Source organism: Dyadobacter fermentans DSM 18053 (assembly GCF_000023125.1).
GTDB lineage: Bacteria > Bacteroidota > Bacteroidia > Cytophagales > Spirosomataceae > Dyadobacter > Dyadobacter fermentans.
On the sequence record NC_013037.1, the window covers coordinates 4,205,211 to 4,230,822 of the forward strand.

A 25,612-nucleotide genomic window follows, 5' to 3' on the forward strand; every position below is an offset into this window, starting at 1 on the left:
CGCCATTCAATTTACCGCTTGAAAATCCTGAACGAGCGTTTGTGTTGCTGCTCTTCAATCGTCAGCAGGTAAATGCCCGACGGCCAGGAATCCGCCGCGATCTGATGATTTTGGCTGGTAATGCTCTCCTGGTACAGCAATGCGCCCGCCAGGGTATAAATGCGAACGTTCCTTTTCGCAGCATTCTGAAAATTCAGCCTGAAAACATCGCTCGACGGGTTTGGTGACAATGTTACTTCCAAAGTCGCCGGACCTTCGGTAGCGAGGATTTCTTCGAACACCAACTCTGCCGGCTCCGCTAACGTTCCGCTGCCGCACACGTTCCAGACACCCAATAGCCTGAAAACGGCCGGACCGCCATTCTGAACGAACACCGTATCCTGCGCCTTGCTGGCTTCCCGTGTTGGAAATGGGGCCATTGTGCCTATGGAAAAACGCCACGGCGAATCGCCTTCGAATTGCAGCGGGAGCGCTATCACAGGGCCACTGTGGAATGGAATGGAGGTCGCGCCGAAGCGTGCCCGCGCACGATGGCGCAGGTAAAGCGGCTCCGCGTGCGCCGAGCTGGACGTTCCGGCGTCGGAAGCCACCACCCTCAGCCGGTAACCACGGCCACGCGGCAAATCGGCCGGCACGATGGCAGTAAGCGGCGCATTGCTGCCGGTAGTCGGGATATCCCTGAAATTCTGCCCGGTGGTGTCCGACAGTTGGACGGTGAAGCGGTTTGTCGCCGAAAAACTGCCGCGCGTGCGGTAGTCCACCCGAATGGTATCGGTAGCGCAAAATGCCTCCGAAGTAGCCGACCACCAGTTTGTGACCGCAATCCTTCGCTCCGTGCGGGCTTGCACCGTCACGACAGCCGAGCCCGAAAACGTGCCCGCGCCGCATTGATTTGTAATAGAAACAAGCTGGTAAGTAGTCGTTTTCGACGGACTCACCGGGATGAAATCATCCGGCACGGTAAACGTCCCCGCAGTGCCATCGGACAACGCATATCCGATCCGTTCATAGGAATTTATATTGTTGATCCGCAGGCCCAAACCCGCCGTATCGCCCGCGCTGATCGTCATATCTCCGAAAAGCGTGGCATCTACCACCGTGTGGATGTAGGTGGATAACTGCTGTTTCAGGTTGTATTTAGGCACGTTCACGATCATGTTATAGTATCCCGCCTTAATGCCTTTTGGAAGGTTAAATGCACGCTGCCCGGACGCTATCTTGCTGGAATCGAGCAGGTAGCTGGCTTTCGTTGCAGGGTCTTCCAGCTCGAACCGGATAAACGAATCCGACAAATCATAATCGCCGCTGAGCTTATAAATCACCTGCATAGACTTCCCGCCCGCACAGGCCGTGCCATCCATGATCATCGACATCGCCAGCACCGGGTTCGGGCTCACCACCACCGCTTGCGAAGGCGGGCCGAAACCACACGCATTGCTCACCGATTTGATCTGAAAAGTAGTCCGTTCCGAAGGTGAATGCGAAAATTCTTCCGGAGTTTCATATTTGTACTGCTTTTCATTGTACTGGTTCACCGTCGTAATCGGGAACGAACCGGTGTAGTCGATGCGGAAAAGCAGCTGCTTGGTGTAATCGAGGACAATCGGGTTTTCGTTCGGATGATTCGGGAAAGTCAAAGATACCGTTGGAGCCTGGCCTACGACCACCGGCACCTCGTTGGAGACTGGCCCCTGTTCCGCACTGATGCGCGAAATGTATTTACCGTGGCCAAAGCTTGCGGGAATCGTGCCGCTGATCCGGTTGTTGTCCTTGCCGGTGAAAATGGTTTGAAAAGTAGTCTCATTTTCCTTCCTGACCTGCCACGAATAGGTCGCGCCGGAGGCATCGCCGTCCTGGATCACGAAAGGCACGCTCACCTGAGCGCCCGGGCACAGGGTCATGTCGGCAAATGTCTCCGTCATCACGATCCGGTAGGGAATTACTTCCATCGATTTGCTCACATTTACTTCCTGCCTGCCGCAAACGGTCGTCACCGACTTGATTGTGAACGTGTTACTGCCCACTTTCGGCCATATTTTAAACGGCGACATTCCGCCGTTGAGCCCGGTCAGTGTGAAATCCTTCCTGCCATCGGAATACACGAGGGTATCGATGGACGCCCCCTGCGAATTGAAATGTATGTAGAAATCTCCGTTTGAAGTAAACTCCGGCTGACCGGTCGCCCGGTTCACAAAATCGATCGACATATCGTAAAGCGGGTAGCTCAGGTATGGAAAATACTCCGTGCCGATCACTTCCGGCACCGTAGAAGCCACGCGTAGGCCAAAGTTTTCGGTACCGTAGGAGTTCGTCCCACGGGTATCGTCGCCCGGGATTTTCAGTTTGATCCTCCCTCCGCTACTCACCGTCGCTATCGTTTCGTAATTGCAGCAATTATCGCCTTTCACGATCTGAATGCGGAATACATTTCCTTCCCCGAAAGTACCGGCCGTCTGAATGTCCAGTTCAAGGCTATCACGGTGGCAGCCGCTGAACGCCACCGGCAGTACCGAGATAAACGGCTTTGTACTCGCGGGATTTTTAACCACCAATTTAGCTTTGGGGAGATCGGTTGTCGTGAAACAGGCATTGCTGACCGACTTTATCCCGAAATCCATCGTCTGCCGCACAAACAGCGCTTCGTAAAAAAGGCTTTCCGCAGGCCGCGGCGTGAGTTGAATGCCCGAGCTCGTCACGACATCATATGGCCCTCCGCCCGACATTTCCATGTACACGCGTGTACTCGTGGGCGTATCGTATTCAAACTGGTTTACGTCCGAAGGAAAAATGAGTTGGGGCTTGGATTGAATGGAAATACCTTCTACCCCCAGCGAGCGAACGGCAGGCGAACTACTCACCAGCGTGAATGTAAACCGGGCCCGGACGCGTGGATATTCCGTATTGTAATCAGCAAAAACAGGGATTTTAAAGGATACAAATTCGCCATCCCTGGTTACCGGAAGCGTTTTGATCTCTCCGTTTTGATGCCTGATCTCCATTGAAAGCGCGCTGGAAGACGGAATAGGCTCGCTGGAAACGAAATGCAGCCGGGCAGTCTGCTGCTCACAAAATGGCTTCGCCGGATTCAGGTCGTCGAGCAGCATTCCCGGCAGTACTGTCACCTTTGCCGACGGAGCGGGCGACGGTGTGTGCACCCCGCAACCCGAACTCACCGATTGAATCGAATAAGTAGTGGTTTGTAAAGGCTTTTTATACAATGGGTTGCTTTCGTCGAATTGAGTGCTCGCGCCATCGAAATAGTCCCTTCCATCGCTAAACTTCACCCGAAATGGTGCTGTCCCGGTCTTTTGTATTTGCAACAAAACCGCCTCGCCGAATGCGACCGTGTATGCGGTTTTCGCAAATGAAACCTGCGGCGGCGTCTGCATCTGCAACAACACTTTACCCCGACCGCCAACAATGCCCCCGCCCGGCGAAAGGACGCGGATGTTTAATGGAGTATTGAATTCGGGTGTGAATGATGCAGGGACGGTGATTTCGAGCGTATTGTCCGAAGTGCGCTTCGCCGGCAACTCCATCGTTCTGCCGCCGGGCTTGTCGTCGCCGGTGTAAATGGCCTCCCGTAACCTTACTTTCCAGCCCGAAGTGGCCGCCGGCAACGGTCCGTCGCCCGAAAACTGAACTGATATGGTATTCCCTGCGCAAATGGTCGACGGTGATACCAGCGTTGTAACCAGCGAAACCGCATTCACCACAGCCCGGGAAACCCCTTTCGTTTGCATGGGGCCGCAGTAGTTTTCGGCATGGGCAATGGTAAAGTCAGTGGTTTTCTCAACCATTTTAGCATCCAGCTGCGGCGAGGTGGGCCCGATGTGGCTACCGTAAATGCGCACGCTGGTACTGTCATTCAGCACGCCCGTTCCGTCGGATGAACTGATCGTCTGCGTCTGAAAACGGTGCTCGTCATACTTATTCAGGGTGTCGGACAGGAGTGGTGATATGGTAATAATTCCCTTGCCGTGCACGCGGAAGTTTTCCTGCCAATTGCTTTCCACAGCCGGTGCCGTGGCGGCAATCCGAATCCAGAGCGTGGGATGCGAAACCAGCGCAGAATCGGAAAATGTGACTTCAATGGCGCCGTTTTTCAAAGTGCCGGCATATTGTGAATAACTTTGAGCCGCAGCGCTTGTTTTGATCTGCACCCAAAACTGGTTGCCCGCCTGAAACAACCCGGTGAGCTTTACCGGAATGCTATGCTTCGTTCGGAGGCATGCGGCGGGAGAATCGGTAATGGAAATGGATGCATTCTGAGCCAATACGCCGGAAATGGCCAGCCAGAAAAGGAAGACGCAGGTAAAGGGTCTGATCATAAAACTGATTGAGAGGAACGGCGGTGTCAAGTGTATCCGTCAGATACACAAATGTACACAAAGGAACCATTCTTCAAACGAATTTAGCAGGCATGCCCAAATACCTTTTTCTCACGGGATTACCGGCCCTTTAACCGCCTCATTTCTTTCATGGAAATGACACTACACCCGACTTCGTGCCGAGTATCTTTTCTTCCTCTCCAATCAAAAAAATTTTGTAAATATACAGCCCCGACGCAGCAGCCCCTCGCTGCCAATACCACTCTAACACCGACGAATTATCCGGGACTGTGAAAGTCTTGTCCGATATCTCATTCCCACGCTGATCATGGATTACATAACGAAGCGATTTCACCGGCAATCCGCCCGTCTTAACCTCAAACCGCAAATAAGAAGTAGCGGGATTCGGACTCAAGACGAGTTCGTACTGCATTTTGCCCGGCTCTTCGACCTTGAAAGGCATTCTGTACTGCTGGACAACCGCATTGCCTGACGGATCTTTGGCATTCACCATTATTTCATATTCACCCGGCGCGAGGTCACTGGGATAGTTGAGCGCCAGCTCCTTGCTACCGGTTTCGGACATCGTCAGTTTGCCTCCGGCATAGGTGATCCGCTCGAAATCGCAGTCGTCGCCGGCACACCTTTTGATAAACAGATCGACCAGCGTGGTGTCGGTATAGAGCAGCCTGTTGTCCGAAACGGCAATACTGATTTCCGGTTCGGGCAGCACGGGCTCGCCCTGTTTGAGTCGGCGGCCATTGACCTTCACCTCAATGATCGGAGGAATGTTGTCCTTGTTATTCGCATTGGAAAACGCCGGTTTGTCTTTCACCAGATCCCACTCGATGTCCAGTTCGGCTACGTTATTGTTGCGGCTGAGCTCGTTTATAGCCCGTTCGGGGTCAATCTCCGCGCGGATTGTCTGAACCTCTTTATCAAGCCGGAAAGCGACTTTCAGCACCTTTTCAGAGGGAAATGCCGTAACATCCATTGTTTTAGCCTGCGTCCCGTTCTTCCCGGCGCTCGTTACTTTGACCTGCACCTGCTGCTCTTTCACAAACCGGCCGAAGTTGGACAGTGCCAGACTTACCCGCAACGAATCCGCTTCCCCGATCGGCTGATCCGCCGCGCCGGAAAGCAGCGTAATCCCTTCTTCACTGCCAATGGCATAGTCCGGCCGGTCGACCGTGATCAGTTTCAATGCCGGATCACCCTGCAACAGCGACTGGTGTACGTGCGCAATGTGGTGCTTGTCCTTAAACTTTTCCAAAATCTCGTTCGATACCAGCCAGTGAATCTTTCCAATCGAAAGATCGGCCGATGTTGGATTGGCCAATGCATGCTGGTAAAGTGCCTCTAAATGGTTGATTCCCGTGTTGGCAAAGCTTTCATACGAGCCCGCTACCACCGCAATGGCCCCGCGTCCCGGCGCAAGCAGCCAATCGAGCGATAACGGAATGCGGTCGGCGCTCTTCGGATTTGGCGGATTTACATTGAACCTGTTACCGAATACATTCCCGACCCCGCATCCCAGGAAAAACATGACGGGGTATTTGTTGACATTGTTATAACCCCTCGCGGCTTCCCTCGCATAGCCGATGTTGGGATCGACGATGACAGCCGCGCCATGACCAAACAGCGTGATCAGCCCGACGCCTTCATTCACTTCCTTCGTAATGTTCACCGATTCCGTCTCCTCCATCGGCTGCTGCTTTACGTAATGCGTCACCTTTCCGCGCAGCAATCCATTCATCACATACGGTTCCAGACCGCGCAAATGGTTTTTGAGCTGCAAGATCTCGGACGTCGTTTTGCCGCCGCTGAGATGCAAAACCTTCTTCCGCCAGGCATATTCGCCCGATTGGTTGCTTTCGTAGGCCTTTACCTTTTCGAGGTAATCCATGATCTGCTGGTTTGTGTTGGCGGACAACCGGCCGACGGGAATGGCCGGCGCATTCACGGGCGCGCCTGCAATGCCTTCCACGAGCAGGATATCGGAACCGGGATAGCCTATCGTAGGCACTTCGCCGGGCAGCTCGCGCACCATTTTTTCATTCTGCGTGATGGATTTACCGATCAAGAAAAGGTATTTATCCTTACTATCCGAGAGCATGTAGGACATAAATCGCTTGATGCCTACCGGGCTGGGCTCGCCGTAATTGAATTGGTCGTAAATATCGCGGATATTGACGATCAATGGCTTAAACGATCCGCCTGCCGGCGATGAACGGTACTCGGCAAAGGCAGCAGCACCGTCCCGGAGCTCGTCGGTGGTGATGATAATGTAGTTGCCCGCTTTGGGATCGTGAGGTTCGAAGTCGATGGCGCTGATTTTTGCAGGAACGACGTCGGTAGTTTCGCTGGTGGCTAGTATGAGTTGCTTTTGGTTTGCCTTGCGCGGGATCATCAGGCTTTCGCCGGTCGCTTTCAACACGATCGGATTGTCGGCATCGGATACATCGAGCGTCATGAATTTGGATGATAGACCCTCCACCGAGGCCCTGCTCCATTTTTCCGTTGTTGCTCCGAGCGCGAATTCTTTCATCGCCAGCTTACCCATTTGGAACGATTGCGGATATCGGACTGAGAAATAAGCCACCGAAAATCCTTCCGAACGTTCCCCGCTCACCGATTTGACCAGCAATATTCCGCTCTTTTCCGCATCCACATCTCCCACTTCCATTTCAAAAGTGCATTCAACTCCCGCGAAATCGGTATTGTCCAATGCTTTCACAAGCCGCAGTGAGCCTTTATTTTTACCGATGTAGACCTGGATTTTCCGGCTGTTGTTACTTCTGCCGTGAAGCAGCAGCTTTACGGTCGGCTTTTGACCCGTTTCTACATAATGTTCCAGTTTAAAATCGAGAATCAGGTCCGTGCCTTCTTTGTATGGCTCACTCGTCCGGCTCGCTCCCAGTTCGAAAAAGCTATTGAAAAAATGCGGGCGTACGGGCGTCTTGGTCGAGAGTGAGTAATCCTCCTGAAAAAGCTTGATAAAATGCTCGTTGTGAGACGCCAGAGGCGGAAGTTGCGCATCTATCGGCTGGTTCACCATGCTTGCCCTGCTGCCGGCCACATCGCCTGCCGTGAGGAAATACGCGCCCTCATCGGAATACATGCTGAAATACGGGTTCATGCGCGCGGTCGCCGGCCGGTAAAGCAGTGAATCGCTCGCGCCGTCGTTCGGGAGGCCATAGAAGACGATTTCCTGATGGTCTGTGCTGATGATCGATACCTGCCTGCCCCGTCGCCATAGCTGCAATTTCTCGGGAGAGCCCACCGGTAAGTTTTTAGGCAGCGCGGAAAACGGTATTCTGTGCAGCCCCTTTTTGGCAACGCCGATTTTCACATAGGGTTTGCCGTACTTGATCCAGCTGTTCGCATAGGGCGCCGACCACTGCGCCCTTACCCCCAGGCTGCCCAATAATACAATTAACAAGAGCGCCGCCTTGAACACGTCCTTCATACCAATGTCTTTTAATTCACAAGGAAACATCTATCCTTGCAAATCACCATAAAACATCGCTCGGCCGTTCTATGCACTTATCGAGCGTTTCAGGTGAATGAACAAGCGGTTTGAGGCTGCCCGGCGCCATTTAAAATACTATTGAAGTATTTCTACCATGTAATTCGATAGATATTGGTATAGTACTATCAGGGCCAAACCAGCAGAAAATGGTGGCACAGGATTTGACTTTTACCTTCCAGCATGAAAATCAACCTCAAAACCAATGGATACTTTGAAGTTTATGAAAGGCGATTGGGTGAAAGAAAAAGGCAACGACCAGCTCATGCAGGTCGATGACTACCAGATCGTCGAAACCGTCGTTTGTCCTGGCGGATCGGCCTCGCTTCCTGTCACGAAGCGGGTGTTCAGTGGGAAGGTTTGGTGTACCTGGGTGAATGAAAACAAAGCGGTGATCACACAGCCGTTTTGGGAAGACGACCTCGAACCTGCCTCCTACCGGCAAGAGAGCGTGCGCGCCTACCCTTCGCTTAACCACACACACTAATCTCCACGAAGCCCATTCTATCTTCTGGACATTAAAAATCAAAGCCCGGACATGGTCCGGGCTTTTTTGTGAGTTGTTCCGTCGATCAGGGCTTCCTGGCAGGATCTGCTGCGGTAGTATCGCCTGTTTCAGCGGTTCCTTTGCGGTTTTTCTTCCTGTCCGACCGGTCTTTCCGCTTGTCGGTGGAGGGCATGAGCGTATCACGTATAACGGCCCCCGAGCTTTTCTGTCCTTTAATCAGCGTATCTTCTGACGGGACCTGGGCAGGTCGGGCCGGTGATTGGGGAGAATTGAAATCAGGCTTCGTTTCAGGTCCTGTGGCAGGCACAGGGCTGGTTTGCGGTACTGGCTGTGGTACAGACGGCTCCGGCGTAACCGGATTTTGGGCGAATGCCCCTGCCATCCCCAGAAGCATTGTGAATATGCACGCAAGGTATCTCATGATCCTCTCTGGTTTAGTGAAAAATTATTTACCAATACAATGGCGTTGATCTCACTAAAACCATTCCAAAATGCGCCTGTTTTGGCAGGTCAATGAATATTTTTTCGCTGGCATGACCCGCTAAGTCGCTCAAAGATAGCTATCCACAAATTGCGTAGCGTTATACCCAAAATGTCACCTGTCCGTGGGATAATTGAGGTGGATATCAATGACTTTCAAGTACGAAATACTTCTAGGTCATTTCATGAATAAACCCTTTTCATGCGTATTTTTTCGCCGGGCGTCAGCACTAGCGGCACTTTCTCTACCTTCACCGAGCTACTGTCCAGCCCAAACCATTTATCTTCGGATGTAGTAATGCTTTTAATCCCGAAATATACCTTCATAATCAGCTCCTCCATGAAGGGCAGGTTGTTTTCCAGCGACAGGTAGCGCTCCAATACAATGAAGCGGAAATCGCCGGTGATATTCTGGCGGTTGAGCGACTCGTAGCGGCTCGTAATATCCACTTCTTTGTTGAGCACCATGTCCTCGACCACCTTCCGGAAGAAAAGGTTGATCCGTTGCTCGATCCGGAAACCGAGCCGGAATGTAACCTTGATCACGTCGTCTTCCGCCAGGATATTCACGTGGTAATCCATCGTGTAGGGCTCGTCGGTGGTTTCTACGTGTACGAACCAGTAAATGTCGGCGCGTTTGGGACGTTTGTAAAAAATGGAGTAGATGATCTTACTCTCGATCTCGCTTTCGTCGGATGCATTGGACATGAATATCAAATGCGTTGAATATTTCGGAATGCTGATGTCGTTGCTCAATTCTTTCAGCGGGCCGATGTATTTTTCCAGCTTTTCAAACTCAGTGAGCCGCAGTTTGATATAATAAGCTCTTAGCCAAACTGTTATTACCAATCCAATAACACTCGCAAGTACCAGCGATACCCAGCCTCCGTGCGTGAATTTCAGCAGGTTTGCGGCCAGAAAAGAGCCCTCGATGGCCAGGTAAACGATCACAAAAACTGCCACCATCCATTTGGCTACCCTTTTCACGTATAAATAGACCGACATGAGAATTGTGGTCATAATCATGGTCAGCGTAATTGCCAGCCCGTAAGCTGCCTCCATGTGCGACGACTCCTTGAAATACAGCACAATGCCGATACAACCCGCCCACAGCAGCCAGTTGACGCTCGGCACATACAATTGCCCTTTTTGATCACTTGGATAAACCAGCCGAACTTTCGGCCAGAAATTAAGACGAATGGCCTCCGAAATGAGCGTGAATGAGCCGCTGATCAGCGCCTGGCTGGCAATGACCGCCGCCGTGGTAGCGATGCCGATACCGGGAAGCAGCCACCAGTCGGGCATGATTTCGTAGAATGGCTTACGGCCGTTCAGCAGATCGCCCGAATGCACGATCAGCCACGCACCCTGGCCGAAGTAATTGAGAATGAGGCAGGTTTTAACAAAAATCCAGCTGATCCGGATATTACCGCGGCCGCAGTGGCCCAGATCGCTGTATAGTGCCTCGGCGCCGGTTGTACAAAGGAAAACGGCGCCCAGCATCCAAAAACCGCCCGGATGGGTGGCTAAGAGCTTATAGGCGTAAACCGGACTGAGCGATTTCATGATCTCGGGGTGGTCTATCACCTGCGCAATGCCCAACACCGCGAGCATCAGGAACCAGATCATCATCACCGGCCCGAATGCGCGGCCTACAATGGTAGTCCCGAAAACCTGGATGATAAACAGCAGCGTAAGTATCCCGATCACGATCGGGATCGTTTGAATATCGGGATACAGTATCCGCAAGCCTTCCACCGCCGACGACACCGAAATGGGCGGCGTGATGATCCCGTCGGCCAGCAATGTACACGCGCCGATAATCGCCGGGACCGTGAGCCACGCCGCACGCCGGCGGACGAGCGCAAACAATGCGAGAATGCCTCCCTCGCCTTTGTTATCGGCCCTGAGAATGAGAATCACATATTTGATGGTGGTCTGTAATGTGAGCGTCCAGAATATACATGACACGGCGCCGTAAACTACGTCGTTTGTAATCTTGTTGGTGCCGATCACCGCCTGCATTACGTAAAGCGGCGAAGTGCCGATATCGCCGTAAATAATACCTAACGCAACCAGAAGCCCGGCTGCCGACGCTTTGTCCAGGTGTTTGTGTGAACCCATTGACCAGTTTATTGAAAATGCGGTGCGAATTTAGAAAAATCCGCCCGTCATGCATTAAAAGGTATAAAACTCGTAGTTGACCTTCCATTTCACCTCCTGGCCTGGCTGGGCGGCGATTTTTATGTAAGGTTCGGGGCAGGAGGTGGTGGGACAAGCCCAGTAAACCAGCTTCTCCAACGGCTGATCGCTCGTAATCCTTACGCCTGCCTTCGTTTTGGTGTTTTCGATCCGGATATCGTAGTCTTTCGCGGTAGGGCCGAAGCCCTGCAAACCGGCGCTGAAAACCTGATCTCCTTTCACCACTTTCCGGGTGTAATTCAGTGTTTTGCCATTTGCCTTGATGATATTTCCAAAGCCGCTGCCCTCGCCCGTTACATCGGAAGGGAATACAATGCGGATGTTCTCATTGGACGGCTCGTTGTCGATCATGAAAAAGTTGTGATTGTAGGTGCTCACCGCGATCGGTTTGCTGCCGGTGTTTTTCAAGGTGTGTTCCAAAACCAGCTGCGGTTTGCCTTTGACCAGTTTCAATGTCTTATGGTAGTTGTACCCGTACCCCGTTTCATCCTGTAATTCATGGGTGAATGCGACCTGGTCTTTGCCTTTCACGACCGACCATTTGCCCGGGTTTTTGATTTCATATTTGGTTGCGAATGAGTACTTCTTATCGTCCGGCCTGGTGAGCACACCTACGCCAATTTTGACAAACTGCTCGCCGGGTTTCGCATAATCGAAATCGAGCGGAGTAAATTCCTCCACCGGCCCCATGATCGCATCGTGCAGCTTGGGGTCGTACGGCGCCTGGTTCCATTTCCCGAAATAGCTATGCCCCTTGTATTCCAAGCTCGGCACCACACCTGCCCAGTCGAAGCGAACCCCGCGGTAATAGCCTTTGTCGCCATCGGGCAGAAACAGCTTGGCTTTGATAATGCCATTGGTGATATCCGTTTCCGGAAAGTCGGCCATGGTGAAGGCCATGATGACCGTGCATAGTGCCGCGAAAAACAGGGTAACGATCTTTTTCATTCGTATTTCAATGGTTTAGGAACAAAAAACAGGGCTGCCAGCCTGCGTGGAAACCCTCTGTAAATAAAAACAGTAAGATAAAAATGTGGTATCACATTTTCACCTTACTGTTCAACAATTAGTATCATTTAATGCTTACGAAATGCCTTTAAAGGCCGCATCGTTTATAAACGGCTGATTCCGAAGCCTTTGTTTGGTAGCTTTGTAGAATGCATTGGCTACCGCCCCACCTGCCGGCGGCAATGCCGGTTCGCCCAAGCCGGTGGGAGAAATGCCATTCTCGACAAAGTGGACATCCACTTCGGGAATTTCGTTCATGCGTATCAACCGGAAACCGTTAAAGTTACTCTGGTCGGGCGTGCCTCCTTTGAACGTCATATTGCCGTACATGGCATGGCCGAGGCCGTCCACCACCCCGCCGCGCACCTGCTGCAATGAACCGCTTTTGTTGATCACAATGCCGCAATCGACGGCCGCAATGATGTTTTTCAATGCAGGCTTACCTTTCTCAACCACCACCTCGCCCACCTGGGCTACGTAGGACCGGTGCGAGAAATAGACCGAGAATCCCTGATGAACGCCTTTTTTCTTACCCCAGTTACTTTTCTCTGCCGCCAGTTTGATCACCGCGATCATCCTGTCCACATCGTATTTCACTTCCCCGGCAGGCGATTTTTTAGCCTTTTCCAACAGCGCAAGCCTGAATTCCACCGGATCTTTACCTGCTGCCTCGGCCACTTCGTCGATGAACGACTGCTCGGCATAGGCCAGGAAGTTGGTGATCGGCGCGCGCCAGGGGCCTGTTGTAATGGCCGATTTATGTTCCACCGAGTCGATCAGCAGGTTATCCACAGAGCCTGACGGGAAGTTATCTTCACGGGTAGGGTTACCCGAGTTAATGCCAACTCCGCGCAGCTTGTACCCAATCAGTTCATTGTTTTTATCCAATGCAGCCTCAAACCGGTAGCGAACCGCCGGGCGGTAAGTCCCGCCAGTCATGTCATCTTCGCGGGTCCATATCACTTTCACGGGCGCCTTCACGAGCTTCGAAACGTGTACCGCTTCGATGGCAAAGTCTGCCGAAAGCCGGCGGCCAAAGCCACCGCCCTGGCGGGTAATTTCCACGGTGATTTTTTCGGGCGGGAAGCCGGTAATCTTCGCTGCTTCTCCGCGGGCGCGGTCGGGCGTTTGCGTCGGGCCTACGAGCTCCACGCCGTCCTCGCGTACGTGCGCAAAGAAGTTCATCGGTTCCAGTGGGCTGTGCGGCAGGAACGGGCACTGGTATTCGGCCTTGATGACCTTCGCTGCATTCTTGAATGCGGTTTCCACATCTCCGTTTTTCCGGCGAACGGTCGCTTCGCCGTTGTCCATCAGATTGGAGAAGATGCGGTTATGATCTTCGGAGCTTTCGAGGTCGGCTGCTTTTTCGTAGTCGATTTTGAGCACCTGACGGGCTTTCTGGCATTGCCAGGTGGATTTCCCTACTACCGCTACGCTGTTTTCGAATGTCACAACATCCACAATGCCGGGCATTGCCTTGGCAGCGGCGGAGTCCACCGATTTGAGTTTGTAACCGAATGCCTTTGGCCGCTGGATAATCGCGAAGAGCATTCCTTCACGGTAAAAATCCAGACCGAACAGTGGCTTGCCCGTTGCTATATTTTTGTTATCCACATTCCTGACCGACTGTCCGATCAGCTTGAATGCTTTTTCATCCTTCAATTTCACGTCCGTCGGCGCGGTGAGCTTGCCTGCGGCCTCCGCAAATTCGCCATAGCTGGCCGATTTGCCCGATGCTTTGTGCATCAGCTTGCTATCCGCTGTGGTAATTTCCGACGCGGGCACGCCCCATTTCGCTGCGGCGGCTTCGATGAGCAGATGCCGGGCTGTGGCACCGGCCTTGCGCAGCCTTTCCCATGAATGCGGTACGGCACCGCTGCCGCCTGTTACCTGGCGCTCAAATTGGGTGCTATCCAGGTTTCCCTGCACGGTTTTTACCCGTTTCCAGTCCGCATCCAGCTCCTCTGCGACCACCATCGGGAAAGCCGTTTTAATGCCTTGGCCGATTTCAGGGTTGGGAGAAACGATGGTAATGCTGTTATCGGCACCGATTGAAAGGTAGCTGTTGAATTTCACCGAACCGGCCGCGATCTGGCTGGCATCCACCACTACCGGCGCCGCCTTCGAATCCGACCAGTTGAAACCCAGGAACAAGCCGCCACCGGCCGCAGCCGCGAACTTCATGAAGTCGCGACGCGAAGTCTGATTTAATGTCTTCATGATTAATTCGTTTTAGAGGCTGCAACTTTTACGGCTTCGCGAATGCGGTGGTAAGTGCCGCAGCGGCAAAGGTTGCCGCTCATCGCGCCCACGATCTCCTCGTCGGTTGGTTTGGGTTTTTCTTTGAGGAATGCGGCGGCGGTCATGATCTGGCCTGCCTGGCAGTAACCGCATTGCGCCACGTCCACTTCGTCCCACGCCTTCTGTACCGGGTGATCGCCTTTTTCGGACAGGCCTTCAATGGTGGTGACTTTCGCTTTTCCTACCGCCGAAACCGGCAGTACGCATGAGCGAACGGCCTTGCCGTCGAGGTGAACGGTGCAGGCCCCGCATTGTGCGATACCGCAGCCATATTTGGTACCTACGAGGCCCAGATTATCGCGCAAAACCCATAGCAGCGGGGTATCTCCCTCCACATCGGCGCTGTATGCACGGTTGTTAATAGTCAGTTTGAATGATGCCATGGTGATTAAGAGTTTGGCAAAAGTTACAAAAAATCATCAAAGAAGCCAAACTCCTTATTCGCGAAGTACCTGATTAATAGCGATATAGCCGTGCTTACGCTTCGCCTCCGGGGCCGCCAAAACTAATGGGGAAATTGAATGTAGGCTCGCTGTCCTGGGAATTTTGTATCGGACCGTACTGATCCTCATACTTTTGAATGTTATCGCGCAATGCGGCCACCAGACGTTTGGCATGCTCGGGCGTTACGATGATCCGGGCTTTCACTTTCGCGCGCGGGACGCCCGGCATGAGGCGGATGAAGTCAAGAATAAATTCGCTGTTGGAGTGGGCGATCATGGCCAGGTTGGAATACACGCCTTCTGCCATTTCCTCCGACAGCTCCACATTGATCTGTTGTTCGTTTTCCTTGTTTTCTTCTTTCATTGCTGGATTTGAATAGCTCTCGCTACTGATTTTTCTTTTAATGGGGAAATTACTAAAAATACCGGGCTTGGGAAAGCCCGGCATGGCAGGCGTCACTTGGGAAGGCAAGCTTGAAAAGCAAAGAGCCGGTCCCGCTAATGCAGGCCGGCTCTTTGCTTACTCATATTCAGTCGGATTACGCCAACTCCTTTTTCTTGCGCGATTGTCTCTCGCGAGAATCGGACAGCGCATCGAATTCTTCTTTCGATCCAACGATCAGGTTTTCGTATTGACGCATACCTGTACCGGCCGGAATGAGGTGACCTACGATCACGTTCTCTTTCAAGCCTTTCAGTTCGTCGCGTTTTCCACGAACAGCCGCTTCGCTCAATACTTTGGTTGTTTCCTGGAATGAAGCCGCGGAAACAAAGCTTTCAGTACCCAAAGAAGCTTGTGTGATACCCATCAGGGTTGGTCTTGCTACCGCAGCTTGCGCGTCACGGGCAGTAACCAATTTCAGGTCACGACGTTTCAGGCTTGAATTCTCATCGCGCAAACGACGAACTGAAACGATCATACCAGGCTTCAATGTTTCGGAGCTACCAGCGTCCTCAACCACTTTCATATCCAGGATTTTGTCGTTTTCCTCGCGGAATACCACGCGGTCAACTGCCTGCATTTCAAGGAAGTTGGTGTCACCAGCGTCCAGGATATCTACTTTCTGCATCATCTGGCGCACGATACACTCGATGTGTTTATCGTTGATCTTCACACCTTGCAGACGGTATACTTCCTGGATCTCGTTCACGAGGTACTCCTGAACGGCGGTTGGTCCTTTGATAGAAAGGATGTCCGCAGGGGTGATAGCACCATCGGAAAGCGGGTCACCGGCGCGTACGAAGTCGCCATCCTGAACAAGGATGTGTTTCGACAAAGGCACCATGTAACGGCGTTGTGTTCCGTCTTTCGATTCGATATGGATTTCACGGTTACCGCGTTTCACGCCGCCGTAAGATACCACACCGTCGATTTCAGAAACCGTCGCAGGGTTAGACGGGTTACGTGCTTCGAACAATTCGGTCACACGTGGCAGACCTCCCGTGATATCGCGTGTTTTACCAACGACACGTGGGATTTTCGCCAGCGGCTGACCAGCTTTGATAGCGGCACCTGCCTTCACAACCAGACGCGCTCCAACAGGAAGGTTATAGCCCTTTTCAGTCTGATCTTTCAACAATGTAGACTTACCTTTCACCACGATCGCCGGGTTTTTGGTTTTGTCACGCGTTTCAATGATCACCGACTCCTGGAAGCCTGTTTGTTCGTCAAATTCTTCACGGAATGTGATACCTTCTTCGATCGCGTCGAAGGAAACCGTTCCAGTGAATTCTGAAAGGATTACCGCGTGGTAAGGGTCCCAGGTACAAAGTTCCTGTCCTTTGAATACGGTATCACCTTCTTTCACCTGCAAATGCGCACCGTAAGGTACATTGTTCGAGATCAGCAGTTGTTTCGTTTCAGGGTGAACGATTTTCACCTCACCTGAACGACCCATTACTACCGTTACTTCGTCGCCTTCTGAGTTAACAGATTGTACCAAACGAAGATCTTCGAACTGGATCAAACCGTCGAATTTCGCTTTGATGTTGGCTTCAACAGAGATGTTGGAAGCCGTACCACCCACGTGGAATGTACGGAGTGTCAGCTGTGTACCCGGCTCACCGATTGACTGGGAAGCGATTACACCTACTGCCTCACCGATGTTTACCATCTGGGCAGACGCCAGGCTGCGTCCGTAGCATTTCGCGCAAACACCGTCGCGGGTTTCGCAAGTCAGTACCGAACGGATTTCCACAGTTTCGATCGCTGTTTCATCAATGTAAGCAGCAATTTCCTCTGTGATTTCCTGGCCGGCAGTCAGGATCAATTCGTTGCTCAACGGATCGAACACGTCATGAACGCTCACACGACCCAGGATACGCTCTGACAATGGTTCTACAATATCCTCATTGTCTTTCAACGCAGAGATTGCTATACCACGGAGCGAGCCGCAGTCTTCTTCCACTACTACCACGTCTTGCGCAACGTCGTGCAAACGACGGGTCAGGTAACCCGCATCCGCAGTTTTCAACGCGGTATCGGCCAAACCTTTACGCGCACCGTGGGTAGAGATAAAGTATTCCAAAACGTCGAGACCTTCTTTAAAATTAGAAAGAATCGGGTTTTCGATGATTTCACCGGCACCACCAGCGATGTTTTTCTGAGGTTTGGCCATAAGACCCCTCATACCACCCAACTGACGGATCTGCTCACGGGAACCGCGGGCTCCGGAGTGCATCATCATATAGATTGAGTTGAATCCGCCTTTGTCTGTTTCCAGCTGCTTCATCAACGTCTCTGTAATGCGTGAGTTAACGCGCGTCCAGATATCGATTACCTGGTTGTAACGTTCGTTCTCGGTGATGAGACCCATCAGGTAGTTGTTCCAGACGTTTTCAACATCGCCTTTCGCCTGCTCGATGAGTTTTTCTTTTTCACTTGGAACCATTACATCGTCCAATCCCATTGACAAACCGCCTTTGAAGGCCATTTGGAAACCGAGTTCTTTGATTTCATCCAGGAATTGAGCCGTACGGGCCACACCAGCTTGTTTGAATACCAAACCGATGATCTGCTGAAGTTTTTTCTTGGTCAACAATTCGTTGATATAACCAACCTCCTCAGGAACAGCCTGGTTGAACAGGATACGACCTGCAACGGTGTCGATCAGCTTAATTTCAAATGTACCGTCCTCGTTACGAACGCGAACGCGGCATTTGATATTCGCATGTTTCGACAATTTGCCTTCGTTGATCGCGATGATCACCTCATCTGGACCGTAGAAGATTTTGCCTTCTCCGATGATCGGATATTGCTCGGTGCTTACGCGACCTTTTGTTACATAATACAGACCCAAAACCATATCCTGCGATGGTACCGTAATCGGCGCACCGTTGGCTGGGTTAAGAATGTTATGCGACGAAAGCATTAGCATAGACGCTTCCAAAACGGCTTCCTGACCCAGTGGTACGTGTACCGCCATCTGGTCACCGTCAAAGTCGGCGTTGAATGCCGTACACACCAATGGGTGAAGCTGGATTGCCTTACCTTCGATCAGTTTAGGCTGGAATGCCTGGATACCCAAACGGTGAAGTGTCGGAGCACGGTTAAGCAATACCGGGTGACCTTTCAGTACGTTTTCGAGAATATCCCAGATCACAGGGTCCTTGCGGTCTACGATCTTCTTCGCTGATTTTACAGTTTTAACAATACCACGCTCGATGAGCTTGCGGATGATGAACGGCTTGAAAAGCTCGGCAGCCATGTCTTTCGGCAGACCGCATTCGTGCAGTTTCAATTCAGGACCTACCACGATAACCGAACGACCAGAGTAGTCAACGCGCTTACCGAGCAAGTTCTGACGGAAACGGCCTTGCTTACCTTTCAGCATGTCTGAAAGTGATTTCAAAGCACGGTTACCTTCCGAACGTACCGCATTTACTTTCCGGCTGTTGTCGAAAAGCGAGTCAACCGCTTCCTGCAACATACGCTTTTCGTTACGCAAGATCACCTCAGGTGCCTTGATCTCGATGAGGCGTTTCAGACGGTTGTTACGGATGATCACACGACGGTAAAGGTCGTTCAAATCCGAAGTCGCGAAACGGCCACCATCCAGGGGTACCAATGGACGCAATTCTGGTGGAATAACCGGTACCATTTTGATCACCATCCATTCAGGGCGGTTTTCGATACGGGTATTCGCATCACGGAATGCTTCTACCACTTTCAAGCGCTTCAAAGCTTCCGCTTTACGTTGCTGAGAAGTGTCGGTAGCAGCCTGGTGACGGAGTTCATAAGAAAGTTCGTCGAGCTTAATGCGGCTCAACAGCATTTCCAATGCATCGGCACCCATTTTCGCGATGAATTTGTTGGGATCCGTGTCAGGAAGCAACTGGTTCTCGCGTGGGAGCTTGTCAACGATATCGAGGTATTCGTCTTCGGTCAGGAAGTCGAGGTAGCCAACGCCGTCCTCTTCTTTGATACCTGGCTGAACAACCGCGTACCGTTCGTAATAAATGATCTGGTCGAGTTTCTTGGTAGAAAGTCCCAACAGATAACCGATTTTGTTCGGCAAGCTGCGGAAGTACCAGATATGTGCAACAGGAACCACGAGTTCAATGTGGCCCATGCGCTCGCGGCGAACCTTTTTCTCGGTTACCTCGACACCGCAACGGTCGCAGATGATTCCTTTATAGCGAATGCGCTTGTATTTACCGCAGTGACATTCCCAGTCTTTTACAGGACCGAAAATGCGCTCGCAGAACAGACCGCCCATCTCCGGCTTGTAGGTCCGGTAGTTGATGGTTTCAGGCTGGGTTACCTCACCGAAGGAGCTTTCTAGAATAGACTCCGGTGACGCCAGACTGATGGTCATTCTGGAAAAGTCGCTGTTTAATTTTTTATTCTTTTTGAAAGACATAATAAAGAGTCGTTTGTCTGTTAGTCGAAACTAATTCAATTGCTTTTTTTAAGCAGCGCACTTTTCAATGCGCTGCTTACGACTAGAAATTAGTCCAGTGTAATCTCCAATGCTAGTCCGCGAAGCTCGTGAACAAGTACGTTGAATGACTCTGGGATATTTGGTTTCGGAAGGTTTTCACCTTTCACGATCGCTTCGTACGCTTTGGCACGGCCTACCACATCATCGGATTTCACAGTGAGGATCTCTTGCAGAATGTGGGAAGCACCGAACGCTTCAAGCGCCCACACTTCCATTTCACCGAAACGCTGTCCACCGAACTGCGCTTTACCACCCAATGGTTGTTGAGTAATGAGCGAGTATGGCCCGATAGAACGCGCGTGCATTTTATCGTCAACCAAGTGGCCCAGTTTCATCATGTACATCAGACCGACTGTAACCGGCTGGTCGAACTGCTCACCAGTGAGACCATTGTACAGATAAGTACGTCCCCAATCCGGCAGACCTGCTTCTTTCAACTCGGCAGCAACTTCCGCTTCGGTAGCACCGTCAAAGATCGGTGTTGCGTAGCGTCGGCCAAGTTTCAGACCAGCCCATGCGAGGATGGTTTCGTAAATCTGACCGATGTTCATACGTGAAGGTACCCCGAGTGGGTTCAACACGATGTTTACCGGCGTTCCGTCTTCCAGGAATGGCATATCCTCGTCACGAACGATACGGGCAACAACCCCTTTGTTACCGTGGCGACCCGCCATTTTATCACCCACTTTCAGCTTGCGCTTCTTAGCGATGTATACTTTCGCGAGTTTCACGATACCTGCTGGCAATTCATCACCTACTTCCAATGCGAAACGATCGCGTTTGAAGCGGCCCATTACTTCGCTGCGGGCATTCAGGTAGTTTTTCAACACCAGCGAGATCTGACGGTTGGTGTCAGCGTCGTCGCTCCAAGAGTCGGTCAATACGTCTCCGATGAGGTTTACCTCTTCGGGAACAGCGTACTGGCTTTCGTCGCGGTACGGGTTGTTCGCAGGGAACAAGTTCTCGGAGATATTTCTCACATTGAACTTCATTCCTTTGCTGATCAGCTCGTCACCGAATTTGTGCTTCACGCCTGAGCTCGTTTTGCCGTCAGTCAGCTGAACCAGCTTGTCGATCACACGACCGCGCAATGCCGTCAGGTCACGGCTGTATTTCTTCATCAACAGACGCAGCTCGTCTTTATGTTTTGCACGCTCTTCTTTGGTCGGGCGGGAGAACAGTTTGGTATCGATTACCACACCTTTCATCGATGGCGGTGCTTTTTTGGAAGCATCCTTCACATCACCAGCCTTATCGCCGAAGATCGCACGAAGGAGTTTTTCTTCCGGGGTAGGATCAGATTCTCCTTTTGGAGTAATCTTACCGATCAGGATATCACCTTCTTTAACCTCAGTACCTACTTGTACGATACCATTTTCGTCGAGGTTCTTCACAGTTTCCTCACTTACGTTCGGGATCTCAGCGGTCAGCTCTTCTTCTCCGCGTTTGGTATCACGCACTTCCAGTTCGAATTCTTCGATGTGGATCGAAGTAAAGATATCGTCGCGTACTACTTTTTCGGAGATTACGATCGCATCCTCGAAGTTGTATCCCTGCCAAGGCATGAATGCAACCAACAAGTTACGGCCCAATGCCAACTCGCCACCTTCGGTACCATATCCCTGGCAAAGCGGCTCGCCTTTCTTCACTTTCTGGCCTTTCAACACCATTGGTTGAAGGTTCAAGCAAGTGTCCTGGTTGGTACGACGGAATTTCACGAGGTTGTAAGTAACACTGTCGTCAATGAAGCTTACCAGACGGTCCTCATCCGTTCTGTCGTATTTCACAACGATTTTCTTCGAATCCACGAATTCGATTTCACCGTCGCCTTCCGCTACTACCAATGCACGTGAGTCCATGGCAACACGGCGTTCCAGACCAGTTCCTACGATTGGAGCCTGAGGGCGCAACAAAGGCACACCCTGGCGCTGCATGTTCGATCCCATCAATGCACGGTTCGCATCATCGTGTTCGAGGAACGGGATCAGCGAAGCCGCTACCGATACGATCTGGTTGGCAGCAACGTCCATATAAGACGCTTGCGAAGGATCTACCATCGGGAAGTCACCTTCGAAACGTGTTTTAATTTTCTCAACGGTGAAGTTTCCTTCTTTATCCACAGAAGCATTCGCTTGTGCGATGTACTTGGAATCTTCTTCTTCCGCCGTCATGTAAATCAGCTCGTCGGTCAGCTTTCCTGAGCCGTCGATCACGCGGTAAGGCGTTTCGATGAAGCCCATTCCATTCACTTTCGCAAATACGCAAAGTGACGAGATCAGACCGATGTTCGGACCTTCGGGTGTTTCGATCGTACACAGACGCCCGTAGTGGGTGTAGTGAACGTCACGAACCTCGAAACCTGCTCTTTCACGGGAAAGACCACCTGGCCCGAGTGCCGACATACGACGTTTGTGCGTAATCTCAGCCAATGGGTTGGTTTGGTCCATGAACTGAGAAAGCTGGTTGGTACCGAAGAACGAGTTGATTACTGATGACAATGTTCTTGCATTGATCAGATCAACAGGTTTGAAATCTTCGTTATCACGCACGTTCATACGCTCCTTGATGGTACGCGCCATACGTGCCAAACCTACACCAAACTGTGCATACAACTGCTCGCCAACCGTACGTACACGACGGTTTGACAAGTGATCGATATCATCGACTACCGCTTTCGCATTGATCAAACCGATCAGGTATTTCACGATGGAAACGATATCACCGGTTGTCAGAACGCGCACGTCGAGGCTGGTATCCGATCCCAATTTCTTGTTGATACGGTAACGGCCTACATCGCCCAGGTCGTAACGCTTATCCGAGAAGAACAAGCTCTGGATCACGTCACGTGCAGTTTGCTCGTCCGGAGCTTCCGCATTACGCAGCTGACGGTAAATTTGCTCAACAGCTTCCTTGTCGGAGTTTGAGCTATCTTTTTGAAGCGTATTATAAATGATGTTATAATCCGCTACGTTCATGTCCTCTTTGTGCATGATGATCGATTTCTGACCTGATTCCAGGATCACATCGATATCATCCGCAGAAATAGTAGAGTCACGTTCCAGCAACACTTCGTTACGCTGGATTGACACTACCTCGCCGGTATCCTCATCCACGAAGTCCTCAGTCCAAGTACGGAGAACCCTTGCCGCCAACCGGCGTCCTACTGCCTTTTTCAGGTTAGCAGGTGTTGCGCTGATTTCTTCCGAAAGGCCGAAGAGGTCGAGGATGTCTTTATCAGATCCGAAACCGATCGCTCTCAAAAGTGTAGTTACCGGGAACTTCTTCTTACGGTCGATGTACGCGTACATCACGTTGTTCACGTCCGTAGAGAATTCGATCCAGGAACCTTTGAATGGAATAATCCGCGCAGAATATAGTTTGGAACCGTTGGTGTGCTTGCTCATCGAGAAGAACACGCCTGGTGAACGGTGAAGCTGAGATACGATTACACGCTCAGCACCATTGATCACGAACGAACCGCGTTCGGTCATGTAAGGAATGTTTCCGAGGAATACTTCCTGCTCAATGGTTTCAAATTCTTCATGATCGGCGTCATTACAGATCAAACGCAGTTTCGCCTTCAAAGGCACTGCGTAAGTCAGACCGCGATCGATGGATTCGTCGACAGAATACTTCGGTGGTTCAAGGAGGTAATCGATGAACTCGAGAACGAAGTTTTCGCGTGAGTCGGCGATGGGGAAGTTTTCAGCGAAAACTTTGTAAAGTCCTTCTCCGGAACGGTCTTCAACCGACGTATCCAGACTGAAGAAATCCCGGAATGATTGTACCTGGATTCCCAAAAGATCCGGATAATCGATAATCTGATTGATCCTTGAGAAGTTCTTTCTTGGTGTTTTTGGATTAATAGTAGCCAAGGCTATGTGTGATTTGGGTTAGCAGAAAAACTAGTTAGTTTTAACCTAATCTATTGCCTCGTAGAGAAAGGTTAGCCGTCCCTGTTCTTCCATTCTACGAGTAAGGAAGTGTTTCGGACAAAGTTAACCGGAAGGGGATTTCGGAAGCGATCTCGTCGCCACCTCTAACCAGAACGATAAAAAAGTGATTTTCGTTTGGTTTGTGTAGAAAACAGGAAAAGACCTGACGGTTGTCAGGCCTAATCCCTAAGAATTTATCTTCTAATGCTGTGGAGCAAATTACTTCACTTCAACTTCTGCACCAGCTTCTTCCAATTGCTTTTTCAAAGCATCAGCTTCGTCTTTAGCAACACCTTCTTTTACAGGTTTTGGAGCGCCGTCAACGAGTTCTTTCGCTTCTTTCAGGCCAAGACCAGTCAGGTCTTTAACCAATTTCACAACAGCCAATTTACCAGCACCAGCTGATTTCAAGATCACATCGAAAGATGTTTTCTCTTCAACCGCAGGAGCATCAGCACCAGCGCCACCAGCAGGACCTGCTACCATTACTGCACCAGCAGCTGCTGGCTCAATACCGTACTCGTCTTTAAGAATTGCAGCCAATTCGTTCACTTCTTTAACCGTAAGGTTAACAAGCTGTTCTGCGAAAGCTTTCAAATCTGCCATTTTATTTTTGATTTTTTTGATTATACAATAAGATGATTTAAAAAAGGCTCCTTTAATTATCAACCCGGAGAGCTAAGCCTGGCTATTTAATTAGTCTTCTTTTTCAGATAAAGTTTTCAAGATACCAGCCAGGTTCTGTCCGCCGCTTGTAAGAGCGCCGATAACATTTTTGGCAGGCGATTGCAACAATCCGATCACTTCGCCGATCAGTTCTTGTTTCGATTTCAGTGAAATCAGAACGTCCAGCTGGCTTTCTCCTACGAAAACGGCAGTGTCAACAGAAGCTCCTTTGAACTTCAATTTGTCGCTACCTGATTTCTTTTTGAATTCCTTGATCAGTTGCGCAGGTACTTTACCTGACTCCGGGTGAAACATTACTCCGGAAAATCCTTTCAACACTTCGTCGAAAGAAGAATAATCCGTATCTAGTGTTTCGAGCGCTTTTTTAATCAATGTATTCTTCACAACACGATATTCTACGCCACGTTCGAAGCAAAGTCTTCTCAGTGAGTCCACCTCGCTCACGGACATGCCCGCTGCATTGGTGATGTAGAAGTATGGAGTGTTGGCGAATTTCTGACTTAACTCGTCAATAATTACTGCTTTTTCTTCCCGTGTCATATTACAATCCTGGAATCGTGTTTTTGTCAATAATAACACCCGGGCTCATCGTACTAGACAAGTGAATGCTTTTTACGTAAGTACCTTTTGCCGAAGAAGGCTTAAGGCGAACCAAGGTATTGATAACTTCAGTTGCGTTTTGCGCAAGCTGGTCAGTTCCGAAAGATACCTTTCCGATGCTGGTGTGGATGATACCGGTTTTGTCAACTTTGAAGTCGATTTTACCCGCTTTCACTTCCTTCACCGCTTTCGCTACATCCGGAGTTACAGTTCCAGACTTAGGGTTTGGCATCAGACCGCGAGGACCCAATACTTTACCAAGTCTACCTACTTTTGCCATTACACTTGGCATTGTAATAATCACGTCGATATCAGTCCAGCCTTGCTCGATTTTTGTAATGTATTCGTCAAGACCAACGTAATCTGCTCCTGCCTCTTTCGCTTCTGCCTCCTTGTCGGGAGTACACAGCACCAATACACGAACTTCTTTTCCGGTTCCGTGTGGCAATGTTACCACGCCACGCACCATTTGGTCAGCTTTACGGGGATCTACGCCCAAACGAACGTCGATATCCACGGAAGCATCAAATTTGGTATAGGAAATCGTTTTCAGAACATCCGCAGCAGCTTCAAGCGTGTAAGCCTGGGTTGCGTCGTATTTTGAAAGAGCTTCTTTTTGCTTTTTGGTCAATTTTCCCATGTTCT

General features: G+C 50.9%; 14 protein-coding genes. 1 reads left to right on the forward strand and 13 read right to left on the reverse strand.

The window, feature by feature from the left end:
• Window positions 1-11: 11 nt before the first annotated feature.
• Together DFER_RS17030 and porU2 are read right to left on the reverse strand one after the other, a co-directional pair.
• Window positions 12-4,331 carry a T9SS type A sorting domain-containing protein gene (locus tag DFER_RS17030; protein WP_015812894.1) on the reverse strand — a complete coding sequence of 1,440 codons (4,320 nt, stop codon included), beginning with the start codon at window positions 4,329-4,331 and terminating at the stop codon, window positions 12-14.
• Between the two features lie 148 nt (window positions 4,332-4,479).
• Window positions 4,480-7,800: a putative type IX secretion system sortase PorU2 gene (porU2, locus tag DFER_RS17035; RefSeq protein ID WP_015812895.1), complete on the reverse strand. Its 3,321-nt coding sequence runs from the start codon at window positions 7,798-7,800 to the stop codon at window positions 4,480-4,482.
• A gap of 265 nt (window positions 7,801-8,065) precedes the next feature.
• Between porU2 and DFER_RS17040 the strand changes: the two genes are divergently transcribed.
• Entirely contained in the window at window positions 8,066-8,347 is a 282-nt protein-coding gene (locus tag DFER_RS17040; RefSeq protein ID WP_015812896.1) for a hypothetical protein, read from the forward strand.
• Window positions 8,348-8,432: 85 nt separating this feature from the next.
• Here DFER_RS17040 and DFER_RS17045 read toward each other — a convergent pair whose 3' ends face one another.
• The 11 genes from DFER_RS17045 to rplA all read right to left on the reverse strand — a co-directional run bounded on the left by DFER_RS17045 (window position 8,433) and on the right by rplA (window position 25,607).
• Entirely contained in the window at window positions 8,433-8,789 is a 357-nt protein-coding gene (locus DFER_RS17045; RefSeq protein ID WP_041735241.1) for a hypothetical protein, read from the reverse strand.
• 242 nt (window positions 8,790-9,031) lie between these two features.
• On the reverse strand, window positions 9,032-10,972 hold the full coding sequence (locus DFER_RS17050; protein ID WP_015812897.1) for a KUP/HAK/KT family potassium transporter: 1,941 nt from the start codon (window positions 10,970-10,972) through the stop codon (window positions 9,032-9,034).
• Between the two features lie 54 nt (window positions 10,973-11,026).
• Entirely contained in the window at window positions 11,027-11,998 is a 972-nt protein-coding gene (locus DFER_RS17055) for a hypothetical protein (protein WP_015812898.1), read from the reverse strand.
• A gap of 135 nt (window positions 11,999-12,133) precedes the next feature.
• Window positions 12,134-14,278 carry a xanthine dehydrogenase family protein molybdopterin-binding subunit gene (locus tag DFER_RS17060; protein WP_015812899.1) on the reverse strand — a complete coding sequence of 715 codons (2,145 nt, stop codon included), beginning with the start codon at window positions 14,276-14,278 and terminating at the stop codon, window positions 12,134-12,136.
• A 2-nt stretch (window positions 14,279-14,280) separates the two neighbouring features.
• A complete protein-coding gene (locus DFER_RS17065) occupies window positions 14,281-14,742 on the reverse strand; it encodes a (2Fe-2S)-binding protein (RefSeq protein ID WP_015812900.1) in 462 nt (153 codons plus the stop codon).
• 94 nt (window positions 14,743-14,836) lie between these two features.
• Window positions 14,837-15,166 carry a DUF3467 domain-containing protein gene (locus tag DFER_RS17070; RefSeq protein WP_041736494.1) on the reverse strand — a complete coding sequence of 110 codons (330 nt, stop codon included), beginning with the start codon at window positions 15,164-15,166 and terminating at the stop codon, window positions 14,837-14,839.
• Between the two features lie 175 nt (window positions 15,167-15,341).
• Window positions 15,342-19,664: a DNA-directed RNA polymerase subunit beta' gene (rpoC, locus tag DFER_RS17075; RefSeq protein WP_015812902.1), complete on the reverse strand. Its 4,323-nt coding sequence runs from the start codon at window positions 19,662-19,664 to the stop codon at window positions 15,342-15,344.
• A gap of 89 nt (window positions 19,665-19,753) precedes the next feature.
• On the reverse strand, window positions 19,754-23,620 hold the full coding sequence (gene rpoB, locus DFER_RS17080; RefSeq protein WP_015812903.1) for a DNA-directed RNA polymerase subunit beta: 3,867 nt from the start codon (window positions 23,618-23,620) through the stop codon (window positions 19,754-19,756).
• A gap of 279 nt (window positions 23,621-23,899) precedes the next feature.
• Complete coding sequence (gene rplL, locus DFER_RS17085; RefSeq protein WP_015812904.1) at window positions 23,900-24,286, reverse strand: 50S ribosomal protein L7/L12; 387 nt, start codon at window positions 24,284-24,286, stop codon at window positions 23,900-23,902.
• A 90-nt stretch (window positions 24,287-24,376) separates the two neighbouring features.
• On the reverse strand, window positions 24,377-24,907 hold the full coding sequence (rplJ, locus tag DFER_RS17090; protein ID WP_015812905.1) for a 50S ribosomal protein L10: 531 nt from the start codon (window positions 24,905-24,907) through the stop codon (window positions 24,377-24,379).
• A 1-nt stretch (window position 24,908) separates the two neighbouring features.
• On the reverse strand, window positions 24,909-25,607 hold the full coding sequence (rplA, locus tag DFER_RS17095) for a 50S ribosomal protein L1 (RefSeq protein WP_015812906.1): 699 nt from the start codon (window positions 25,605-25,607) through the stop codon (window positions 24,909-24,911).
• Window positions 25,608-25,612: the final 5 nt, after the last annotated feature.